The following is a 19,972-nucleotide window of genomic DNA, read 5'->3' as shown; positions in this document are numbered from 1 at the left end:
ATAGGTATAAGCGCAATCTAGCGGAGGAGTCTTTAATGACAGCTTTTACAATCATGAAAATGAGTACGCAAGAGGAAAGTCTTCTTCCTAAGCTTGCTGTAGAAGCATTTCGTAACGCGTTTGAAGAAGCAAGTGAATCCTCTACTGTGGTTTATGCTAAAGGTCATCAACTGTTAAAACAGCATCCAACTGGCGAGATTGAAGTGATCAAGGATATATCAGGCGCTTATACTACTATTGAAGCATCGCGTACTCTATTGAAGCGTAAAAAAAAGCAGGCTGTTGTATAGGTTAATGCGACAGTCTACGCCTAGAATTCGCATGTTTGCTGGTCCAAACGGTTCTGGTAAAAGTACGATTAAAGAATATTTATTGCCCGGACATATTGGGGCATATTTAAATGCAGATGAACTCGAAAAAACCTTAAATCAAACTCATCGCTTAGATTTAAAGATTTATCATGAGTCTCTAGATGCACTAAAATTGATTGCTTTTTTAAAAACCAAAAAGAAAAAATTGAATCAAAGAACCTGTAATTTATTAAGTCAAGAACCCGAATTGCTCGGTGAGCATCATATTCTTTTTGCTATTCAAGATATTGATTCATATCTTGCTGCCAGAATCATCGACTTTATCCGTTTGGAATTTCTAAGCTTGAAAATTAGTTTTACCTTTGAAACTGTCATGTCGCATATCAGCAAAGTTGAGTTTCTGAAAATGGCTCAGGAGCAAGGGTTTAAAACTTATCTGTACTATGTTTCAACGATTGACCCTGAAATCAATATTGCGCGGGTACAGTATCGGGTAAGTACAGGTGGACATGCTGTAGCAGAACCCAAAATTCGTGATCGTTATTACCGCAGCATGAACTTACTTATGCAAGCCATTGAGGCGAGTGATCGAGCTTTTATATTTGATAATTCTTCGAATGGTGAAAAAGCAGCTTTTTTTGCTGAAATTGAACAGGCTGATCGACTAAGAATCAATCCGATCGTGACAGTCTTTCATGTTTGGTTTGCAGAAAGAGTACTTGCTGAATTCGAGTAGTCACTCAGTTCAAGAAATAAGATGCTTGTTCAAAGCATGTTTTTATGCTCAATAGTCAAATTAAATGACTTAATTTTAGGAAATGCTTACCAATTTATGCCATTTTTCGTAAAAATAAGCGATTAAGCGCTAGTATTGAATAGATTTATTTAATTATTATTTAAAATGATATATTATAAAAATATATATTGATTAGTGAGAGGATGATGGCAAGTATTATTCTAGCTTTAATTGGTGGCGCGTTAATTGGATTAGCGGCTGTTGGTTATTTATATGTCAATGGGCGTGTCGCGGGTGTGAGTGGTTTGATTGCCCAATTATTACAGCCCAAAACATTTTTGCGTAGTTCGGCTTTTTGGTTTTTATTAGGCCTGATTATTACACCCTTTATTTATCAAATTTTTGTCAAGCCTGAAATTATTATGCAGTCGTCTCCGCTCGCTTTGATCATTGCTGGACTGTTGGTAGGCTTTGGGACACGTTTAGGTTCAGGTTGTACCAGTGGGCATGGGATCTGCGGGATTAGCCGTTTATCGCCACGTTCAATGGTTGCCACAATTACATTTATGATCGCTGGTTTTGTTACGGTGTATGTGGTGCGTCATATTCTGGGAGCAGCGTAATGAAGAATTTATTTGCATTGATTTTCGGTAGCCTATTTGCACTAGGCCTCTTGGTTTCTGGAATGTCAAATCCTGAGAAGGTATTAAGTTTTCTAGACATTTTTGGCGTGTGGGATATTAGCTTGATGTTTGTGATGATTGGTGCAATTGCAGTTGCATTTCTCCCATTTCAGAAAGCTTTACGCAATCCAAAAACATTATCAGGTGAGGCGATTGCTTTACCAAAGAATAATCAAATTGATAAGAAGTTGATCATAGGTGCGATATTATTTGGTATGGGTTGGGGAATTGCAGGCATTTGCCCAGCACCCGCAATTACTCTGATCGGACTGGGTTATTTTGAAGTTTGGTATTTTATTGGAGCAATGCTGCTCGGCATGTTGATCCATCGTCTTTGGGCCAAACAGTAGGAGAAATGCAGTGCAATATCCAGCAGTCAAAGCCTTTTTTGATGAGCAAAGTAATACCTTTAGTTATGTTGTACATGATGCTGAAACAAAGCATTGTGCAATTATTGATAGTGTTTTGGATTATGATGCTGCCTCGGCATCAACATCCACACAGCATGCAGATGAGATCATTGCTTATATTGAATCTCAAGCCCTTACCGTTGAATGGATATTGGAAACCCATGTTCATGCCGATCATTTAACGGCGTCGCAATATCTGAAATCTAAGCTTGGTGGCAAGATTGCCATGAGTGAGAAAATTGCCATTGTTCAGGAAACATTTAGTGCAATTTATCATATGGATATAAAATATTTTAATACGCATCAAGTGTTCGATTATCTGTTTAAAGACCATGAACACTTCCGTATCGGAAACTTAGCGGCATATAACCTACCGACACCAGGACATACACCTGCGTGCTTAAGTTATGTGATCGGTGATGCTGTTTTTATTGGTGATACCTTATTTATGCCCGATTATGGAACGGCGCGTTGTGATTTCCCAAAAGGCAGTGCGAATATCTTATTTGATTCTGTGCAAAAACTGTATCAATTGCCAGAACTTACACGTGTCTTTTTATGTCACGACTATAAACCAGAAGGTCGTGATACATATAGTTATGAAACAGATATTCGAGCACAGAAGCATAGCAATATTCACTTAAATGCAAAAACACTGAAGCATGAGTTTGTACAAATGCGTCAAGCACGTGATGCGACTTTGTCGATGCCTAAGCTTATTCTACCGGCAATTCAAATCAATATGGATGCAGGCCGATTCCCAGAATCTGAGTCTAATGGAATCCGCTACTTAAAGTTGCCTCTGAATTACTTTAATCAATCATAGAATACTTAATTGCTCAAAAGGATTTGAGCGATGTCTTTTTCACGCACATTAAGAATAAAAAATGAAGCTTAGGTTTTGTTTGAATACCCAATTGTTATGTTATAACATAACAATTAAAAATAAGGAGTTCAATGTGCGTTATAAAGCCTTGGCAATAGCCATTCTATTCATTCATCAGCAAGCATCTGCAGATGAGCAGGACAGTTCTGTCATTTTGCCAAAAATCAGTTTAAAAGCAGAAACAGATCTTTCAATCGGGAACAATATTGTTGTAGAGAATCGAAATACACAAAATCAAACTTTAGGGGATGCACTCAAGCAGGTGTCAGGTGTACAGAGTAGTGCTTTTGGTCCCAATGCAGGAGCACCAGTTATCCGCAGCTTAAGTGGCAATCGTGTACAAATTCTTGAGGATGGACTATCGATTTATGGCATGAATGCTATCAGTGGTAATATTGCCATTCCATTTGATCCTTTATTTAATCAATCTATTCAGGTAAATAAGTCATCGGATAGTGTGCGATACGGCGGAAATGCCATCGGTGGTAGTGTAAATGTAGAGAATGGTCTGATTAGCAAAGAAATTCCCAAGAAAGATCATAATTTAGAGTTGGCTGTGCGAAAAGGTTGGAATAATACAGATGCACATGGTTTTAAGCTGAATTTAAATAATCAAAGCAACTTTTCAACCAATTTTTTATTTTCTAAACAAGACATTTCTTCTTATAAAATTCCAGGTGACAGCAAGGCTGAGCAATGTAATAGCGCAGTATTTCCTGCAACAGGTGGTGTGAATTCAGCGTTGGCAGATGCTTGTCAAAAAGATACGCGCATACAGCAGATCTATAACACCGCATCGCAAAAATATATTGACCAATTTATGACTGAAAATCCAGATTGGGCAGATGGGAAATTTTCATTCTATACCGATAAGCCGTCATCTGTTTGGAGTGGTAAGACATATATCAACCCAGCAAATCCTGAATATATTGCTGATACACCCAAGTTTAAAGAAAACAGAATTAATAACGATGTGACACCAAATTACAATCGAAAGCTAGGCAATAGCTATTTGGAAAATCAGCATTATGCGATCGGAAGTACTTACTTTCTGCAAAATGGCTATATTGGCTTGAGTGCAGATTCCCAGAAAAATGCATACGGTGTACCAGGCTTTTCTTTAGAAAATAAGTCGTTTCAATCTTCTTATGATGATGGTCTACCTGTAGGAATAAAGACGGATCAACGAAAATATACATTGGATAGTCAATATAATTTTGATACACCATTTTTGAAGGGAATCGACTTCAAAGCGAATCAAGTGATCAATCGTTCAGGTGAATATCTCGGGACACAGTTAGCAAATGATTACCGCTTTGATACCAAACAAGCTGAAATACTATTCAGACATCAACCTTTGCCGTATTTAAATGGTCTACTTGGGCTGAGTCAGAGTAATCGAACTGTTGAAGGACAGGGGAAACTACGCTATTTACCCAATGTAAATACCAAGACACACGCCATTTTTGTTCAAGAGAAAATTGATCTAGATTGGCTTTCTTTCGATGCAGGTTATCGCCAAGAACGTATTGATCACTCGATCAAAGACAGTGATTTTAAAGTCTCTCGCAACTCGCCGAATTCTAAGTTGCAAGATACTAATTTCGATTTAGAAAGCTATAGTTTTGGTTCATATCTCAGAATGAATGACTATCTAGGCATGAAGCTTAGATATTCAGTATCAGAGCGTGCGCCTGAGCTGAATGAACTTTATGCCAGTGGTAATCACTATTCGATCATGGTTAATGAGCAAGGAAATCAAAAGTTAGCGCCTGAAAAATCTAAAAATACAGAGCTGACCGCTTTATTCAATTATCAAGATTTTAATCTTGAGGCTACCGTGTATAAGATGAAATTTGAAAACTATCTCTATCTCACTCATTCTGGCATGCAAACGGCGAACCGCTTACCACTCAAATACTGGACTCAAACAGATACTGAAATCACAGGTTTTGAAGTTGATCTAAAACAAAAAATTAATACACAGCATTTGGGGCTTTTTACCCTAGGCGTGTTTGCTGATTTTGTGAAAAATAAAAATTTAAATCCGAATCGAACGAGCTTGTTTAATGATGGCAATTATTTACCAAACATGCCAACCAGTCGCTACGGTGCAAGCGTAGAGTGGAGTAAAGGGGATTGGGCGGCACGTCTCTCAAGTATTTATTATGATAAACCGAAATACCTAGGCAAGAATGTTTCGGAGGAAGAGCCATTGCCAGCCTTCAATATGGTCGATATGCAGATTAGCAAGCATCTAAAATTTAAGAACTCTGATATTGACGTGTTCCTGAACGGTTCAAATTTACTGAATGAGGAGGCGAGACCGCATAATTCGCCTTTGAAATACATTGCACCATTACCAGGGCGAGGTTTTCAGCTTGGTGTAAGTATGAAGATATAAGGTGATAAAATCTGGCCACTGAAAGAAAATCGCTAGAAGCGCTTTCAGTGGTCGCCACTTAACACGATTGATTTAAATTTTTTAATGAATTTTTGACGATTAGATCATGTACTAAGGAGACCGGAAGCATATAAATCTTTCCAAAAAGATTGTAAGTAATCACACTGGTTGTGACGGTCAACTCATTCTCTTGTTCATTATGTTCCTGAAGCTGTAATGCGACCAATACGCTGAGATGTTTATCTGTAGATTGTAAATATAATTCCTTGTCCGTAATTTTCACCACATCAAAAAAATCCAACTTTTCATTGATCTGAACATTTTCGGGTTTAACTGAATTAAAGCCTTTGATCGGTTGAACGCCTCCAAACTTTAAACTTAAAAAATCTCTAATCCTAAAGGCGATACGTAGCCAAAAAGGTGGATGACCTGTCATTAAGTTATAAACTTGTATCACTGTCAGATTCTTGTCGATGTATTGATGTGCTTCATGCAGGTAGTTAAGCGATGCTAATGGAGCAACCAAAGGATGAAGATCATTCTGATGTTCCATTGCACTTATTCCTAGACTTATAGATATATGAAATTTATATTAATTTATAGGTGAATTACTGAATGTTTGTCAATTACATTATCTGACGATTATTTTAAATTTGGCTTGATATTCTAGTATAAAATGGCTTTTCTAATTGATATTTATTTTGCTAAGCTAAATTACATTTCACATAATTTATAGAAATTTAAGTACAGTAAGATTGATTTTATAAGATAGAAACTAAGTGCTTACTACGATAAAGACAGGCTTTTTTCGTGAAGTAGGCTTTTCAATTCCACATTTTAACGATTTATATTAAAAAGGAAAAATCATGCATCAACACAACTTCAACTTATCTGATCACTTTAAATTAGGCATTTTTGCCTCTAATTGTTCTGGAGGTTTAACACCTTCGACTCTAGATGATGGTTGGGATGCGAGTTGGAGCCAAAACTTGGAATTGGCACAAATGGCCGATGATGCAGGAATTGATTTCATGTTATCCGCGGCACGTTTTATTGGTCATGGTGGCAAAAAGGATTTTCATGGAACAGTATTAGAGACCGTGACATGGACATCGGCATTATTGGCAAAAACTAAAAAAATTCAGATTTTTGCGACATTGCATACAGTATTGAATCATCCAATTGTGGTCGCAAAACAAATTGCTACTATGGCTCAAGTCAGTGACAATCGTGTTGGTCTAAATATTGTTGCAGGATGGAATAAACATGAATACGATGCGTTGGGGCTACATTTGCCTGATGATCATGAAACTCGATATGGCTATGCACAAGAATGGTATGAATTAATTAAAAAAACTTGGCAAAGCACTGAGCCATTCAACTGGGACGGTAAATTTTTTCAAACACAAGGCACTTATGGAAAACCAGCTCCTCAAGTTTTTCCACCCATTTTTAATGCCGCTGGTTCAAAAGAAGGACGTGAGTTCGCCATTAAAAATTCAGATTTTTTATTTACGCCTGCTGCCGATCTAACACGTTCAATGACAGAGATTAAAGAACTTAAAGATGAAGCCGAAACCTTAGGTCGGAAAATTAAAGTCCTGACCTTTGCCCATGTGATTTGCCGTGCTACTGAAGAAGAAGCCAAAGCTGAGTGGGATCGACAATTAAATAATGCAGATCACGGTGCTATAGAGCAATTGATGGATACTTTATTTTCGTTTTGCAAATCTTTCCCAGCTGATTTACGTGAACAATTACGCCAACGTATTGCCGTAGGTCATGGTGGTTTTCCGTTGGTCGGGACGCCTGAACAAGTAGCAGAAGGGCTGATACTGTTAGATGAAACAGGTTTTTCAGGCAGTACCTTATCTTTTCTCAACTACACCCAAGAATTTCCATATTTTAGGGATCATGTTTTACCGATTTTAAAGGACAGAGGCTTACTGAAAGCTTAGACTGATGGGGTTTGAGATGATCTTTTGATGTATCAAAGATCATCTCAATTTGTTGTGAGTCCTTTATTTATATGAAAAAAATGATGGATTTTGAGTAAGCATCTTTACTTTTTATGTTATAAAAATAGCTCAATAATTAAACTTGAGAATAACAAATGTCTGAACAGAAATATCATTGGTACTTAATTGCTTATACATTTAATGATAAGAGTAATAATGGCAATACAAGAAATTTCAGTATTCAGTTGCCTTTAGAAACATATTTACCTCCTGTTTCAAAGTCAAAGCTTAATGAATTGAATATCATTGGCGCCGAGTGGATCCAAAAGAATGATCCCACGACTCAGCCAGAGAATTTATTTGCGATCTCAATTTGCTATTTAGGTGAAATGACTCAATCACAATTTAATGCTTAGGTTAGATGTAAAAGAAGGCCCTTAAGGGCTTTCTTTTTATAATTAAAACAAATTTTTAAGTTCTTAAAAGGGTAAAAGATGAGTGACTATATCAGTATCAATAAGCATGCTTGGAATTTAAAAACAAATGCGCATATCAAGAGCGAGTTTTATGACAATATTTCCTTTCTAAGAGGAAGAAACACGCTAAACCCAATAGAACTGGGTATTTTAGGAGATATTTCAGGAAAATCCATACTACACCTACAATGTCATTTCGGACAAGATTCTATGTCTTTGGCTCAACTTGGAGCTAATGTTACAGCTATAGATTTTTCAGAAGAAGCCATTAAAAAAGCAAAAGAGTTTAACGATGAATTGGGTTTAAATGTAGAGTTTATTTGCTCCAATATTTATGAACTACCCAGTATTTTAGACAAAAAATACGATTACGTATTTACAAGTTATGGCGTTATAGGATGGTTAGAAAATTTAGATTTATGGGCCAAGGTGATATCCAATTTCTTAAAAATTGGAGGTAAATTTTTAATTGTTGAATTTCATCCAGTCATATGGATGTTTGATGATGAAATTAAAAATATAACATATAGCTACTTCAAAAATGACCCTATAAGTGAAACATCTACAGGCTCTTATGCGGATAAATCAGCAGAAATAAACTATCAAGCCATCACTTGGAATCATAGCCTGAGTGAAATATTTACAAGTTTAATCAATCATGGAGTAAATGTTCTGGAATTCAAAGAATATGATTACTCATTCTATAACTGTTTTGCCAATATGACGAAAGAGAATGAAAAATATAGGGTTGAGCATTTTGGTAAAAAATTACCATTGATGTTTTCGATACTGGGTGAGAAGAACCAATAAATTTATTAAATATTAATAACTTATTCTTTAATTTTTTTAATGTTTTATGAAAAAAGTGATGGGTTTTGAGTAAACCTCTTTACTTTTTATGATATAAAATTAACTTAATAATTAGACTTGATAATAACAAATGTCTGAACAGAAATATCATTGCTACTTATTTGCTATTTAGGTGAAATGACTCAATCAAAATTTAATGCTTAAGAAAGTAGATGTGGTAAGCCTCTAATTTAATAAAATGCCAGTTTTAAAGATTGCTGTTTTATTTGGTATAAATAAAGACTATGAGGCAAGTTCGTTAGTAAAGAAAGATTTTTTAAGGTTAATTCACCTAATTTTAAAATACTTGATAAATAAAGGTTAGATTAGTAATGTTGATTTGAACAATAGAGCCTAGATAGGTTTTCATTAATCAATAGATTCAATAAGTTGCTGTGGAATTCAATGGATGTGACTTAGGTTGTATCGGTGTATATTTCAAAAAAAACAGAAGAAAAATTTTTAGTTGGCCTAGAAGTAAAAAATATTCCATCCATTTTAAATATTATAAGTAATTAATTTTATACGGAACTGGTCACTGGCCGCTCTAAATTACAGAATATCTATCCAACAAGAGTAAAAGATATTTGTGGAAATATTATCTAGGTATAAACACTTAATCCATATCATCTAAACTTTAAAAATGTTACATTTCCTTAAAAATGATCGTGTTTTTAGGATAAATTAGATGAATGCAAAATTTAAAATTTTAATGATATTAGTTCTATTCATGGCTCAGTCGAGTTATGGTAAAGAAGAATTTACTAAAGATGAGTTTTTTATGAAATCAGAATTAATAAAATTAGCTTTTAGTTGTTCAGAATTAAATAATATTGCAAAAAACGATGATAATGCAAAAAGGTTAGGTGTAATAGCTATGGCTCACGGATTTGAAATTTCTAAATTTACAATTAAAGAATTAAAAAAAGATGAAAAAGTTGATCGATTTTTAATGGATTTGAATACACACTATAAGATCAACAATGATGTATATGCTGGTTTTTTGCTTGGTAAACAACAAAATGAGATAGAAAATAAAACCAATCAATTAGTGAATGACTTGAGCGAAAATAATTATGATAAAAGAGAAAGTGTGGCTAAGCAGTTGATTATTCATAAACAATGTAATTTACTATAATAAGTTCAAAAGTTTCTTCACTCAATTTAAAATTTGGCTCTTTGTATAAATGACTGATATAGAAATAGAAACACATCCATTACAACCTTTTTTACCTGCGACTGCAAAGCTACTAATGTTGGGCAGTTTTCCGCCGCCGCAAACTCGTTGGAAAATGGATTTTTACTATCCTAACTATCAAAATGTAATGAAGTAAAATTAAATTAAAACATTGATTTATATCAATTATAGCTATAAAAAACAGTTCTTTTTAACGCAAAAATGGGACTTATAGAAATCATAGAAAACAATAACTTATAAATCCCATTTGTTAAAAGATTTTATGTCATTCCAGCAAATGGCAGAGCGATCCCCACATCTACATCATTCCAAACAATTTCATGTCCTGCTTCATAATGTTCTGTCATTTTTACTGAGCTGTGTCCAGCCAATGCCTGAGCACTACGACCTGCTTTTTTATGCAGAAAATGATGCGCGCCGAGATAATTTACCCAAAATATTGAGATAAATCGAATAAATAATAGTTTCACCATTTGAAACCATTTTTCATAATTCAACCCATCACTATGCAGTACGTCGCCAGCGTAAATCAACAATAGATGGCTGGACAATATTATGAGCCACTCCACCACCAATCGTTTTAGATTTCATCGTACCGTAAGAATCTGACGTGCTATCATTTGCAAACCCACTTGTTTCACCTCCATAAGTCCAGTCACCTTCAGATGCTACATAACCAGCTCTAAACATTGTTGTTTCAGCTTTATGTTCAGGTAACTCGTTAACTGATAATGTATGTTGATATTCTCCAAATACTGTACCGATAACCTTAGTCCAAGCTGGATCGTTCGCTTGCGTTGATAAACCAACTGAAGCTTTACCTTCACCGTGTCTGACCCAAGTCGTACCGCTGAAGTGGCTGTTTGGATTAAAGTTCACAGCGAACTCAATGATTACACCAACAGGGTAAATTCGATCAATGATCGCACCAGCAAAGGTTTCGAGCGTAGAGATGCGCTGAGATAGTTGATTATCAGCTGTGGCTCTCGTAGTTGCCTCGTTATCAATTTTCTGTTGCGTAGCAGCAGCCAAAGCCACCACATCATCTTCAGTCGATAACAACTGAAAAAGCTGATCGCGTTGACCAGAATTTAATGTACGGCCATTCTTTTCAAGTAAAGCACACAGCTCTTCCTGAATGTGGTTGAGCCAGTCTGGTGTCAAGTATGTGGCATCTTGTCCAGAGATATCATTGTTGTCATGAAAACCTGTCTTACCAGCTCCATTGACGTTTGGACGTGCATTGATGCTATCAATTCGTTTCATTAGATCACCTCGATGTCATAGCGGATGTACGCTGGTAAATAGTTTTCGATAATGCAGTTGATGTCTGCATTAACTGGCGCTTTCAGCTTGAGTTTGACTTTGTAGCGAAGCACGTCTGTATTGACTGGAGAAGTACAAGGTGCTGTACATTGCATCGGCTTGTAGTTCACCAGTTCAAGCAAAGTAATGCCAAACTGCGCCAAAAGCTCTTTGACATACAAACGATTTAAGACGTTCTTCTTATCCATTACCCACTTGAGTGTCTGTATCCGCTCTTGCACGGTCTTCGTTGCGTTTACTGTGCATTTAAGTGGTAAACCATAATCACGCTCATACTCGGGCAATAACTCGACTGGAATATCCGTAATGACATTTAGCAAGCGCTTTGCATCCAGATCAGCTTGCGCAAATGCCAATGCATGCGCGTATATATCCTTTGCTAGTGTAGTTTTAGCAGAAGTGTCATATACACCAGTTGGCAACAATTGGCGTAAAACTAGGGCATATTGGTTTGCTGACTCTTGTAAATTCATCATGAGCCTCGTGTTACATTTAATGTGCCAAGTCTTAACCAACCTGTATGAAAGACATTGAGTGTCGGATCGACGTTATGGCTTGGGGTTAATACTAGGTCTGTAACACCAGATAAACTCAAGATACGGCCAAACAATTGACTATATGAATACTCAGCAACAGGCTTTAATTCAGCCATGTAGTTTTTAATCGTTGTCTTCACAGAATCTAAATCAACATTACCAGTGACCACTGCGGATATGTCAATAAACTCTTTGTCCAGTACATAAGCAACTGAATCAAAATAATGATCAGATACGTCATCTAAAATTTTTTGTACTTCAATAATTTGATTTGTGGTGGGCAACATTGGTGGATTGCCCTTTATTGTAAAAGCAATATCAACAGAGCCAAGACCACGCCGCTTTTTATAGATATAAACATCCTTCACATAAGAACGCTTTTTAATAGCTTCTTCCAAGTCTGCTGAACGATCACGAAAATAACCCAAGCGTTTACGCTCAAGCATTCTTGTGCGCCAATCCTCTAGTTCTTCACCATCCACACCACCATTAATAGTGACTTCAGTTGCAACACCGCTAAGACCAGCTTGTGGACTCACCCATAATAATGAGCCTGAAAAGTTCCAGCTTGCACCAATCTGCTCAGCCACAACTTCGATTGTTTTTGGTGTATTGGCTGATAACTCTGTTGTTGCTACGACAAGCCAGAAATGACCTTTACCATCAGTCAACTTGCTGCCAGCTTGAATGGTTAAGGTGATATTAGATGAAGCTGTTATTTGTCCTGAAGCTTGCGAACCGCCCAAACGAGGCACACCCAACACTTCAGCATGAATATAAAGGTAAGGCTCGTCTGCTGTTTCAACAAAAAGCTGCTTCTGTATATAGATTTGATGATGATACAAGCCTTCAACCACTGAGGCTTCGCCATCAGCGCGAATCGCGGCATCAGAGTCATCTGGTGCTGTGATACCCGTTGAATTTCGGATTTCTTGGATGATCAGATTACGAATCTGTTCAAAGTCTTTAATTGGATAAGCCATATCAACCACCTACAGCCACAAAATAAGGAATTGTCTGCTTTTCACCAGTTAATCGTATAATTTCAATATTTAAATCGACTCGACTTTTAACTGTTTGAGTTGCCGAGACTATAAGTGATTGTAGGCGCTCAGGGACTAAGTCTTCTAAGGCTTCTTCAGCATACTGTCGTACTGTTTGCAGCATACGAGGCACATCTTTAGAGCGACGCAGAGTAAAAAAACGACTACCTTTATTTGGATTTGCCCAATAACGACGACGACGCATATTCAAGCGAAAATAAACGGATTGAATGACATCATCACCAAATGCATCATTGAGACTACTCAGGACATAGTCTTTTGTTTCTAAATTAATATTGCCCATGTTCATCACTCCATTGGTTCAGATGGCGGTGGACTGCTGCCATGTGTATGTGGGTTATATGCATCACGCATTGCTTGCATTGAGCTTGTTTTGTCTGTGATCTCAGCTTTTGATTTAATGTCCTTCTCAACAGTCAAACCGCCTCCAACGATTTCAACGTTGCCAACCATTTTTATGCCGTTTTCATGTAGCAAGACTTGATGGCCAAACTGGTCATAGACACAAGTTTCGCCTTCAGCCACGTTGACAAGCACTGCACCTCCAGTGGTTGCGATAACGACTGATTTAGCGGTTTTTCCCTGAAGCGGAATCACAACAACTTTTGCATCTTCTGGGATGTATGAGCTGAAGCCGACTTGTTGAATGAGTTCAACTTCATTGAGTGTTTCATCAGTTAAGCCTTTGACTTGCAGTAACTTAGAACTGCCACGTGCAATAATTCCCAAGATTGGGAAGCGCAATTGACCAAGAGCTTTTCTAATCGAGGCAGCGGTGATCATTGCTGTTCTCCCTGAGTTGTTGCCTTGGATTTCTTGCTGCGTCTTTTTTTGGGTTGTTGTTCTTTATAGATCAGTGGTTGCGCCCAATCGCCTTGGCGTTTGAGGTTTAAGCGCGTGGTTTTCCCTTCAGCACGTGACAGCTTCAAAGTACGGCCATGAACCGCCCACTTTGCTGTGGCACGACTTAATGCATTAGTCTCAAGATTCACATACCAGCCAGCACGCCAAACCTTGCCATCGATAACCCAATCATTCACAGTTGCAGTGAGGCTATAGGCTTCCAGATCGTTATCTTTTTTGATTTTTAGAAGTGCGGCTTCAGCTTCAGCTTGTGTTTCAACATCACCCAAAGTAATGATTTTGAGTCGATTAAATTTGTACTGAGTTTGCGCTGTGGTTTGTGCTAGTAGGCTTTGCGCATCGGAGTCTTGGCTCAATATCTTTAGATCAGTAAAAACATTAGACACATCATTGTCATACTGAAGACTAAGCACGTTATTTTCGTTATTAAGTGGCTTAATCAAGCGCAATGACTCTTGCACCTGATAGGGGTTTGCAAACGGATCACCAATGCTGAGCGTACCATCTGGCTCAAACCAAACATGCTGGCCAGTGACCTGAGCTGCTTTAATAATCGCATCCCAAAGCGCCTCGCTTGGCTCGACAGATACTTTATTCTTCAGCCAGCTATTATTTTGGATACGCACATCATGAATGATTGATCCAAAGTCACCAGCCAATACATATTGCTTTAATAACTCTTCTAAAGTGACTTGACGACCATTGAAAATAGGGACTGAACAATCAATCAATTGACCAGCTAAATCGCGGCCAGAAATTTCAAGACCATAACCATCACGATTGACCGCTTCAGAAATACGGTCAGCAATACCTGTTAAAACAACCTCATCACCATAAAAGAGCTGGACTTTTGCAGCACCTTGTACGCTGTCAGGCAATGCCTGACCGCCTTGGCGAAATAAAGTTAAATTCCAGCTATCGGCTGGAGTATCGATCTGACTGTCACAACTGACATTGTCCCAAGTATTGATTTCAATATCACCAATCACCAGCCGAATCGCTTTGCCTGAATTATCTTGCATAGACTGTCAACTCCATGCCGATCTGAAGTACTGCTGGATTAATCAAATCAGGATTTAAACGACGGATTTCTTCAGCACGATCCATGTCGCCATAGAGCGAATGAGCCAAATAATGCAAGGTGCAAGGCACTAAAATTGTGGTCTTGGTAATCGGTGGACGTACTTCAATCAGTTCTTGAATCTGCAAGTGAATCTGGTCAGCAACATCCCTAAAAACCTCAATTTGATGCACGGCTTCAAAGCCAAGCCCCAAACCTGTATTTGTTGATTCAGCAGCCTGTTTACGCTCAGTCTTAATGGCTTGTTGAATCTTAATGCGGCTTTGTTGGCGGATAATCGCAAGGTCAACTGGTGTAAAGCTGACTTGCTTATTTTCAGACATTTCCTTGCGTACTGAAGCTACAACTTGTTGAGTGATCGCAACCGTACTGGCAATTTGAGTTGCTCGCCATGTTTGCTTGAGTTCTGGCAAATCATCATCATTTTGAAAAAGCATTTCAAAACGCTGTACACGCTTAAACAGATCTCGCCATTTTGAAATCGCTGAAATATTGGTATTAAAGGTCGCCAAACGTGTGACATCATCAACAAGACCAACAATTGCATCGACAGGCGATAATGCTGACTCAATAGTATTTTTCACCATGCCAAGGTACTGACGTGCTGTATCTACACCATTTTGAATATTGTTGACGACATTAAAAAACTTGTTTGGGTCAGCTTTTTCTAGCTTTTCAAGTGCGGCTTCCAAAGCAGACGCTGGAGTATCTGAAATTGCACCAGTATCGATGGAGGTAGGTGTAGAAACGGGAATAAATAAAGGACGTTCTTTGTCTTCAGCTTGAATAAAATCAATCGAGATTTTGCAGCTATCAACGTCTTCAGCGCCATGCACAATATTGTAATTCTCAGCATGGACTTGCATCACACCATGAATCGGATGAATCAGTTCACCTGATCCAGTTGCTACGAGTGCTGCCCAAAGTGCATCCATCTCTGTTTTATAGTTTTCACCAGCAAAAACCGCCTCAATATTGATTTTAAGAGGATTGTTGCCCATGTCTTCGACTGAAGCTTTATTTGAATATGGTGCTTGCTTGATCGCTAGTGATTTAGAGCCAGCTTCATTGGTAGTCGTACATTCAAAATGTACACCACGAAAACACGCATCTTGCAGATCATCTTTCCAGCCCATAACAATAAACCTCACTTTTGTGAGGTTTATTGTGCAAAAACAGACTGCTTTATATTAGGCGGAAAGGCTTCCATTTATTTTTGACCGTAGGTGAGTAAATCTACACCATGTCGTTTTTGCTCAGTCTGAGCATGTTGTGAAATTTGTTCCATCAAACCACCGCCACCCATGATCACAGGTTTGTTTTGCTGGGTGACTGTAATCAACGTGCTCAATTTACTACTCAGGTCTTTACTCCATTGATTTTGTTCATCCATTTTTTTATTCTGCTCTTCTAAGGCCGCTTGCTGTTCTTTGCTTTTTTCCATTGCCATCTCGAAAAAGTCTGGGCGGTCTTCAGATGCACCAAAGAAACTTGCAATTTTTCCATAAAAGAAGTCATCCATTGGTTTAAAGGCTTCAAAACCTAAATAACCAGCGGCAGCGACTCCAGCAGTTTTTAATGCGTTGGATGCAACAGAACCACCATTAGGCGCAGGCGGTAATGGTGGTATATTACGTCCGTTCCGCATTGCTAAAGCAGCAATGCCACCAGCTGCACCTACAGCTGTTAAGCCTACAACAGCAGCGGATGCAGCAGCAGCGACATCAATATTTGATGCTGCATAATCTGCCAGACCTTGTTTAAGATCACCTAACCAACCAGAGATACCATTATAGTTTTCAACACGGGCATTAAATCGTGCAGTATCAAAAGAGCCATCTTTAGCATATTCCTGTGCTGATTGACGCTCATGTGACATTTGAATAGCACCTTCAGAATTATCAATCCCTTTTTCTACATATTCTTTAAATCCGCCTTTTTCCATATTCATGGTGATACCCATGAACGCCATCAAAGCTTGTTTATTATGGAAAATCTTACCGATTTCGGACTGTGCAGCAATTTGAGTAGCAGCTTGAACATTTTCTAAATACTCAGCATTATTGCCAGAAATCGCTGCTTTCTGCGCCTTGTCTCGATATTCCCGATACAAAGGACTCTTTTCCATTTGACGATTCATAAGTATTGCTGCTGCATCAACTTCACCGATACCTTTTTCACGCATATTGGCTGCGTAGGTTGTCCAGTCAAAACCTTTGCGCTTCTTACTTACGCCATAAGCTGCAATTGGATCACCATCGTCTACTTTGATGTGTTTAGCAAAAGACAACCCTAAGTGATATTGACTAAATGAACCAAGCAGATCTGATAAATTGACAGCTGCACCATCAGCTGTACCAGCGGTCTTTTTACTGAGCTGCATCATGACAAGTAAGTCTTTATAACCTTTCTCACCTATATATCCAGCTCCTTTACCTTGTGTGAGTAAGTCTGGCATATGCCGTGCCATGTCCCGCAATTCAAATGAACCGAGTTGACCAGCTTTCATTGCCTGATCATTGGCTCTGGTCAAATCAGTAAGCCCAAAATTACGTTGAGCAATAGTCATTGATGCTATGTGATCTGAATCTGCACCACTAGCGAAAGCAGTACGACTAACTAACATCAGGACATCTTTTAATTCTTTAAAGTCATAAACGTTGGAAGCAGTAAGGGTATTTAAAGCTGGCACCATTTGCTGAGGCACTGAACCACCACCAACAGTGGAGGTACGAACAAAACCCTCCATTTCTGCGACTTTGCTATTGAACTCACTAATCGGCATTTTTTCACCAGCGAGCACAGTATCTGTCGCCAATGAAATCTGCTTCATGTATTCGCGTGGGTCTTTTAGATAATTAGAACCAATCATTCCAGCTGCATAAGTACCGCCAGCAACAGCCGCAGCTGTCCCAAAGGCATTACCGCCAACACCTCTGGTTGCGTCCCGTTGAGCATTACCAGCTTGCTGTAACTGTTGACGCAGACGTTCAGCTTCACGTACTTGTTGACGTAATGAATTGATTTGTACTTGATAAGAGCGTTCTTGCTGTCTTAGCTGCTGGCTGATTAAGCTTGATGAGCGTTGTTGTTGCTGTAGCAACTGTGCAAGCAAACGATTGGTTTGCACCATGCTTTGACCAGTGCGCAACTGTTGTTGCCCATAGCGTCCGCCTTGCTGGACAGAAGCATTGATGCTGTTTTGGGTGCGTAAAATTTGATTAAGATTATTCTTTTGCTGCTGTTGACCTTGATTGATATTCAAGTTCAGACGTTGCATCTGTTGCTGAGCTTGTTGACCAACAATCTGCAACCGCAGTTGAACTGTACTTGTTGTCATTGGCACACTCGCTTAGTTGAAACATATGTTTTTGAGGTGGGTGGTGATGCTGCATGAGTTTGCTGTGGCCGCTCATGTTCGAGTCTAGCTTTTACTTTCTGCAAAGCATTCATTTTCTCTGACAAAAATGCCAATGCGTATTGCATTGGCATTTGTTCCGCAGTCTCTAAATCAATGCCTGCATTATGTAATATTGCAATCAGCTGGATTGGCTCTCTAAACTCTCGGCATTGAGCTTTGCTTGAAGTTGATAATCTAAATCTTCAAGTTTCTTAAAATTGGCTGAAGACATATCACGCAACATTTCATAAGTCACAGCATGTTGATTGCCTTTGTCATCCAGCAATTTTGCTTTAGCAACAAACTCAGCGATGGCAATAAATTCATTTTCTTTCGCTTGCTTACGTGCTTCAAAAAGCTCACCAGTAGTTACATCTGTCAATTCAACGCTTTTACATTTCACCGCCTTATTTGCAACTAAGACTGTCATCGCCACAGGGAGCAAACCACTAACACTTAATCTCATTTTATTTCACCTTAAAAAGTTTCGTTTAAATAGTCCATTGCAAATATGGTGAGATCACGCAGGGTTTCACCATCAACCGCATAGGCTTCTGATACCGTCATAACATTGCAATCGATGTATGTTTCACGGAATCCACCCGTTGGTGACTCAATCGAAATCCGTGCATCTTCAACATCCAACCAACTCACGGTGTCTTTGCCATCAGGAATTACAACAGAACAAGTAATGTCATAAACGCTAATACCTCTTGATTTGAATTTCGCTTTAAGTTTGCGATTCATAGTCAAGATACGTTTTATGCCTTTTGTTTTTGTGGGGTTAAACCGTGCACAGTCATATTCAAGACCATCGACACTCATCACAATCGTGCTTACTGCTTCTTCAGCCATTTCATAGACCTCAATAAATCATAAGGCTATTGTGCAAAAGACAATTTTTATTTATTAGGCGGAAAGACTTCCATAAATATTAAAGGCCGCTATTTGCGGCCTTTAATTTAGTGATTAAGTGTTAGTACACATCTAGCGTTCCAGCAATAACATGCATACCGCGTACCCAATTTGCAGGGATTTTTGCATTGGCACGGTAGCGATCATTCGCATCTTCAGTGACAAGCAATTGAGAAGCGCTTTCACGAACGTTCTGCAAAATCTCGGCATCATCAAGCTGTACCAAGCGCTTCAAAATAATTGAACGCACATTTCGACGCTGTGGTGCAGTGTTTTTGCGGCGACGTTCTTTTGCAAGATCTGAGCGAACAACTTTACGGGTGTAATCAATGACCAATGCGCCATTAATGTCAAGCATTAAGTCATCATCTGCGCCTGAGTCTGGATTGACACGGTAGCTCGATACAGCTCGCACGATTTCAGGAAAACCATCCGCACCCGTGTCGATCATGCAGACACCGCGATTTAATGCCAGTTCAATACGTTCAAATTTAAGCTTGTACTGGTCAGCCACTGGCGTGATGCCACCAAGATTGACACCGTTAAACGGCAATGCTGGATCATTAGAATCCGCTAAGGCCGCAGCCATTGCGCCAGAAAGTTCAGCTTCTTGACCAGTTGCACCGTGATAGCAAACACATAAAACGCGATAAGAGCTTTTCACTGGCGCTTGCGCTGCAAACGCTTCAGCCGCTTCAATATCAGAAAAAGGCACAATTAAAATTGCTGGTTTGTGATTGATGGCATCACTCACTGAATTTAAGTGCGTGATCCAAGCCAAGGTATCAGCACCAGCAGCTGGAGGCGCTGACACTGCGATGATTGTATGTCCCAATGGGGCGATTGTGTCTAGAGTTGTTTTAAGCGTCATATTG

General features: G+C 38.6%; 23 protein-coding genes and 1 pseudogene. 11 read left to right on the top strand and 13 right to left on the bottom strand.

The genetic code is table 11. The features are described 5' to 3' along the window. The first annotated feature begins 35 nt into the window (after positions 1-35). The 6 genes from F902_RS12690 to F902_RS12665 all read left to right on the top strand — a co-directional run bounded on the left by F902_RS12690 (position 36) and on the right by F902_RS12665 (position 5,430). Positions 36-290 carry a hypothetical protein gene (locus tag F902_RS12690; protein WP_005204015.1) on the top strand — a complete coding sequence of 85 codons (255 nt, stop codon included), beginning with the start codon at positions 36-38 and terminating at the stop codon, positions 288-290. A 4-nt stretch (positions 291-294) separates the two neighbouring features. Next, entirely contained in the window at positions 295-1,047 is a 753-nt protein-coding gene (locus F902_RS12685; RefSeq protein WP_005204014.1) for an ATPase, read from the top strand. A gap of 206 nt (positions 1,048-1,253) precedes the next feature. Continuing rightward, entirely contained in the window at positions 1,254-1,670 is a 417-nt protein-coding gene (locus F902_RS12680; protein ID WP_005204013.1) for a YeeE/YedE family protein, read from the top strand. Beyond that, a complete protein-coding gene (locus F902_RS12675) occupies positions 1,670-2,080 on the top strand; it encodes a DUF6691 family protein (RefSeq protein WP_005204012.1) in 411 nt (136 codons plus the stop codon). Before F902_RS12680 ends, F902_RS12675 begins: the two co-directional genes overlap by 1 nt. Positions 2,081-2,090: 10 nt before the next feature. Beyond that, positions 2,091-2,966 (top strand): MBL fold metallo-hydrolase, encoded by an 876-nt coding sequence (locus tag F902_RS12670; RefSeq protein ID WP_005204011.1) that lies wholly within the window; start codon positions 2,091-2,093, stop codon positions 2,964-2,966. Between the two features lie 133 nt (positions 2,967-3,099). Continuing rightward, positions 3,100-5,430, top strand: coding sequence for a TonB-dependent receptor (locus F902_RS12665; RefSeq protein ID WP_005204010.1), 2,331 nt, complete (start codon positions 3,100-3,102; stop codon positions 5,428-5,430). A 58-nt stretch (positions 5,431-5,488) separates the two neighbouring features. Here F902_RS12665 and F902_RS12660 read toward each other — a convergent pair whose 3' ends face one another. Next, a complete protein-coding gene (locus tag F902_RS12660; RefSeq protein ID WP_005204009.1) occupies positions 5,489-5,983 on the bottom strand; it encodes a DUF2867 domain-containing protein in 495 nt (164 codons plus the stop codon). Positions 5,984-6,296: 313 nt separating this feature from the next. On the opposite strand from F902_RS12660, the gene F902_RS12655 reads away from it, so the two are divergent. The 5 genes and pseudogenes from F902_RS12655 to F902_RS22145 all read left to right on the top strand — a co-directional run. Further along, positions 6,297-7,388 carry an LLM class flavin-dependent oxidoreductase gene (locus F902_RS12655; RefSeq protein ID WP_005204007.1) on the top strand — a complete coding sequence of 364 codons (1,092 nt, stop codon included), beginning with the start codon at positions 6,297-6,299 and terminating at the stop codon, positions 7,386-7,388. 155 nt (positions 7,389-7,543) lie between these two features. Beyond that, positions 7,544-7,804 carry a hypothetical protein gene (locus tag F902_RS12650; RefSeq protein WP_005204006.1) on the top strand — a complete coding sequence of 87 codons (261 nt, stop codon included), beginning with the start codon at positions 7,544-7,546 and terminating at the stop codon, positions 7,802-7,804. A 78-nt stretch (positions 7,805-7,882) separates the two neighbouring features. Continuing rightward, the gene (locus tag F902_RS12645; protein ID WP_005204005.1) at positions 7,883-8,674 is read left to right on the top strand and encodes a class I SAM-dependent methyltransferase; all 792 of its coding nucleotides are present in this window, start codon (positions 7,883-7,885) and stop codon (positions 8,672-8,674) included. A 727-nt stretch (positions 8,675-9,401) separates the two neighbouring features. Continuing rightward, positions 9,402-9,851 (top strand): hypothetical protein, encoded by a 450-nt coding sequence (locus F902_RS12640; protein WP_005204004.1) that lies wholly within the window; start codon positions 9,402-9,404, stop codon positions 9,849-9,851. A gap of 49 nt (positions 9,852-9,900) precedes the next feature. Beyond that, a pseudogene (locus F902_RS22145) lies at positions 9,901-10,041 on the top strand (G:T/U mismatch-specific uracil/thymine DNA-glycosylase); the annotation flags it as partial. A 130-nt stretch (positions 10,042-10,171) separates the two neighbouring features. Here the strand turns inward: F902_RS22145 and F902_RS12635 are convergent. The 12 genes from F902_RS12635 to F902_RS12580 all read right to left on the bottom strand — a co-directional run bounded on the left by F902_RS12635 (position 10,172) and on the right by F902_RS12580 (position 19,968). After that, positions 10,172-10,384, bottom strand: coding sequence for a hypothetical protein (locus F902_RS12635; RefSeq protein ID WP_017401883.1), 213 nt, complete (start codon positions 10,382-10,384; stop codon positions 10,172-10,174). A 31-nt stretch (positions 10,385-10,415) separates the two neighbouring features. Continuing rightward, on the bottom strand, positions 10,416-11,177 hold the full coding sequence (locus F902_RS12630) for a phage baseplate protein (protein WP_005204002.1): 762 nt from the start codon (positions 11,175-11,177) through the stop codon (positions 10,416-10,418). After that, positions 11,177-11,710 (bottom strand): DUF2313 domain-containing protein, encoded by a 534-nt coding sequence (locus F902_RS12625; protein ID WP_005204001.1) that lies wholly within the window; start codon positions 11,708-11,710, stop codon positions 11,177-11,179. The genes F902_RS12630 and F902_RS12625 overlap by 1 nt, the downstream gene beginning before the upstream one ends. Further along, a complete protein-coding gene (locus F902_RS12620) occupies positions 11,710-12,756 on the bottom strand; it encodes a baseplate J/gp47 family protein (RefSeq protein WP_005203999.1) in 1,047 nt (348 codons plus the stop codon). The genes F902_RS12625 and F902_RS12620 overlap by 1 nt, the downstream gene beginning before the upstream one ends. Before the next feature lies 1 nt (position 12,757). Next, positions 12,758-13,120 (bottom strand): phage GP46 family protein, encoded by a 363-nt coding sequence (locus F902_RS12615; RefSeq protein ID WP_005203997.1) that lies wholly within the window; start codon positions 13,118-13,120, stop codon positions 12,758-12,760. A 5-nt stretch (positions 13,121-13,125) separates the two neighbouring features. Next, positions 13,126-13,620, bottom strand: coding sequence for a phage baseplate assembly protein domain-containing protein (locus F902_RS12610; RefSeq protein ID WP_005203994.1), 495 nt, complete (start codon positions 13,618-13,620; stop codon positions 13,126-13,128). Further along, complete coding sequence (locus F902_RS12605; protein ID WP_005203992.1) at positions 13,617-14,723, bottom strand: phage baseplate assembly protein; 1,107 nt, start codon at positions 14,721-14,723, stop codon at positions 13,617-13,619. The genes F902_RS12610 and F902_RS12605 overlap by 4 nt, the downstream gene beginning before the upstream one ends. Beyond that, the gene (locus F902_RS12600) at positions 14,713-15,918 is read right to left on the bottom strand and encodes a DNA circularization protein (RefSeq protein ID WP_005203990.1); all 1,206 of its coding nucleotides are present in this window, start codon (positions 15,916-15,918) and stop codon (positions 14,713-14,715) included. Before F902_RS12600 ends, F902_RS12605 begins: the two co-directional genes overlap by 11 nt. A gap of 74 nt (positions 15,919-15,992) precedes the next feature. After that, positions 15,993-18,122, bottom strand: a complete 2,130-nt coding sequence (locus F902_RS12595) for a phage tail tape measure protein (RefSeq protein ID WP_005203989.1) — start codon at positions 18,120-18,122, stop codon at positions 15,993-15,995. A 199-nt stretch (positions 18,123-18,321) separates the two neighbouring features. Beyond that, entirely contained in the window at positions 18,322-18,648 is a 327-nt protein-coding gene (locus F902_RS12590) for a hypothetical protein (protein WP_005203986.1), read from the bottom strand. 11 nt (positions 18,649-18,659) lie between these two features. Further along, on the bottom strand, positions 18,660-19,037 hold the full coding sequence (locus F902_RS12585) for a hypothetical protein (RefSeq protein ID WP_005203984.1): 378 nt from the start codon (positions 19,035-19,037) through the stop codon (positions 18,660-18,662). Positions 19,038-19,158: 121 nt separating this feature from the next. Continuing rightward, positions 19,159-19,968, bottom strand: a complete 810-nt coding sequence (locus F902_RS12580; RefSeq protein WP_005203982.1) for a phage tail sheath C-terminal domain-containing protein — start codon at positions 19,966-19,968, stop codon at positions 19,159-19,161. Between the last annotated feature and the right edge of the window lie 4 nt (positions 19,969-19,972).

The sequence above is a fragment of the Acinetobacter higginsii genome (assembly GCF_000369525.1).
GTDB classification, from domain to species: domain Bacteria; phylum Pseudomonadota; class Gammaproteobacteria; order Pseudomonadales; family Moraxellaceae; genus Acinetobacter; species Acinetobacter higginsii.
The sequence above is the reverse complement of the archived record's forward strand: the minus strand, read 5'-3'. Positions and strand labels throughout refer to the sequence as shown.

Excerpts from the sequence above, each read along its gene's own strand:
- F902_RS12690 (WP_005204015.1), top strand. The coding sequence starts at position 36 with ATGACAGCTTTTACAATCATGAAAATGAGTACGCAAGAGGAAAGTCTT.
- F902_RS12685 (WP_005204014.1), top strand. The coding sequence starts at position 295 with ATGCGACAGTCTACGCCTAGAATTCGCATGTTTGCTGGTCCAAACGGT.
- F902_RS12680 (WP_005204013.1), top strand. The coding sequence starts at position 1,254 with ATGGCAAGTATTATTCTAGCTTTAATTGGTGGCGCGTTAATTGGATTA.
- F902_RS12675 (WP_005204012.1), top strand. The coding sequence starts at position 1,670 with ATGAAGAATTTATTTGCATTGATTTTCGGTAGCCTATTTGCACTAGGC.
- F902_RS12660 (WP_005204009.1), bottom strand. The coding sequence starts at position 5,983 with ATGGAACATCAGAATGATCTTCATCCTTTGGTTGCTCCATTAGCATCG.
- F902_RS12655 (WP_005204007.1), top strand. The coding sequence starts at position 6,297 with ATGCATCAACACAACTTCAACTTATCTGATCACTTTAAATTAGGCATT.
- F902_RS12650 (WP_005204006.1), top strand. The coding sequence starts at position 7,544 with ATGTCTGAACAGAAATATCATTGGTACTTAATTGCTTATACATTTAAT.
- F902_RS12645 (WP_005204005.1), top strand. The coding sequence starts at position 7,883 with ATGAGTGACTATATCAGTATCAATAAGCATGCTTGGAATTTAAAAACA.
- F902_RS12640 (WP_005204004.1), top strand. The coding sequence starts at position 9,402 with ATGAATGCAAAATTTAAAATTTTAATGATATTAGTTCTATTCATGGCT.
- F902_RS12635 (WP_017401883.1), bottom strand. The coding sequence starts at position 10,384 with ATGGTGAAACTATTATTTATTCGATTTATCTCAATATTTTGGGTAAAT.
- F902_RS12630 (WP_005204002.1), bottom strand. The coding sequence starts at position 11,177 with ATGAAACGAATTGATAGCATCAATGCACGTCCAAACGTCAATGGAGCT.
- F902_RS12625 (WP_005204001.1), bottom strand. The coding sequence starts at position 11,710 with ATGAATTTACAAGAGTCAGCAAACCAATATGCCCTAGTTTTACGCCAA.
- F902_RS12620 (WP_005203999.1), bottom strand. The coding sequence starts at position 12,756 with ATGGCTTATCCAATTAAAGACTTTGAACAGATTCGTAATCTGATCATC.
- F902_RS12615 (WP_005203997.1), bottom strand. The coding sequence starts at position 13,120 with ATGGGCAATATTAATTTAGAAACAAAAGACTATGTCCTGAGTAGTCTC.
- F902_RS12610 (WP_005203994.1), bottom strand. The coding sequence starts at position 13,620 with ATGATCACCGCTGCCTCGATTAGAAAAGCTCTTGGTCAATTGCGCTTC.
- F902_RS12605 (WP_005203992.1), bottom strand. The coding sequence starts at position 14,723 with ATGCAAGATAATTCAGGCAAAGCGATTCGGCTGGTGATTGGTGATATT.
- F902_RS12600 (WP_005203990.1), bottom strand. The coding sequence starts at position 15,918 with ATGGGCTGGAAAGATGATCTGCAAGATGCGTGTTTTCGTGGTGTACAT.
- F902_RS12595 (WP_005203989.1), bottom strand. The coding sequence starts at position 18,122 with ATGACAACAAGTACAGTTCAACTGCGGTTGCAGATTGTTGGTCAACAA.
- F902_RS12590 (WP_005203986.1), bottom strand. The coding sequence starts at position 18,648 with ATGAGATTAAGTGTTAGTGGTTTGCTCCCTGTGGCGATGACAGTCTTA.
- F902_RS12585 (WP_005203984.1), bottom strand. The coding sequence starts at position 19,037 with ATGGCTGAAGAAGCAGTAAGCACGATTGTGATGAGTGTCGATGGTCTT.
- F902_RS12580 (WP_005203982.1), bottom strand. The coding sequence starts at position 19,968 with ATGACGCTTAAAACAACTCTAGACACAATCGCCCCATTGGGACATACA.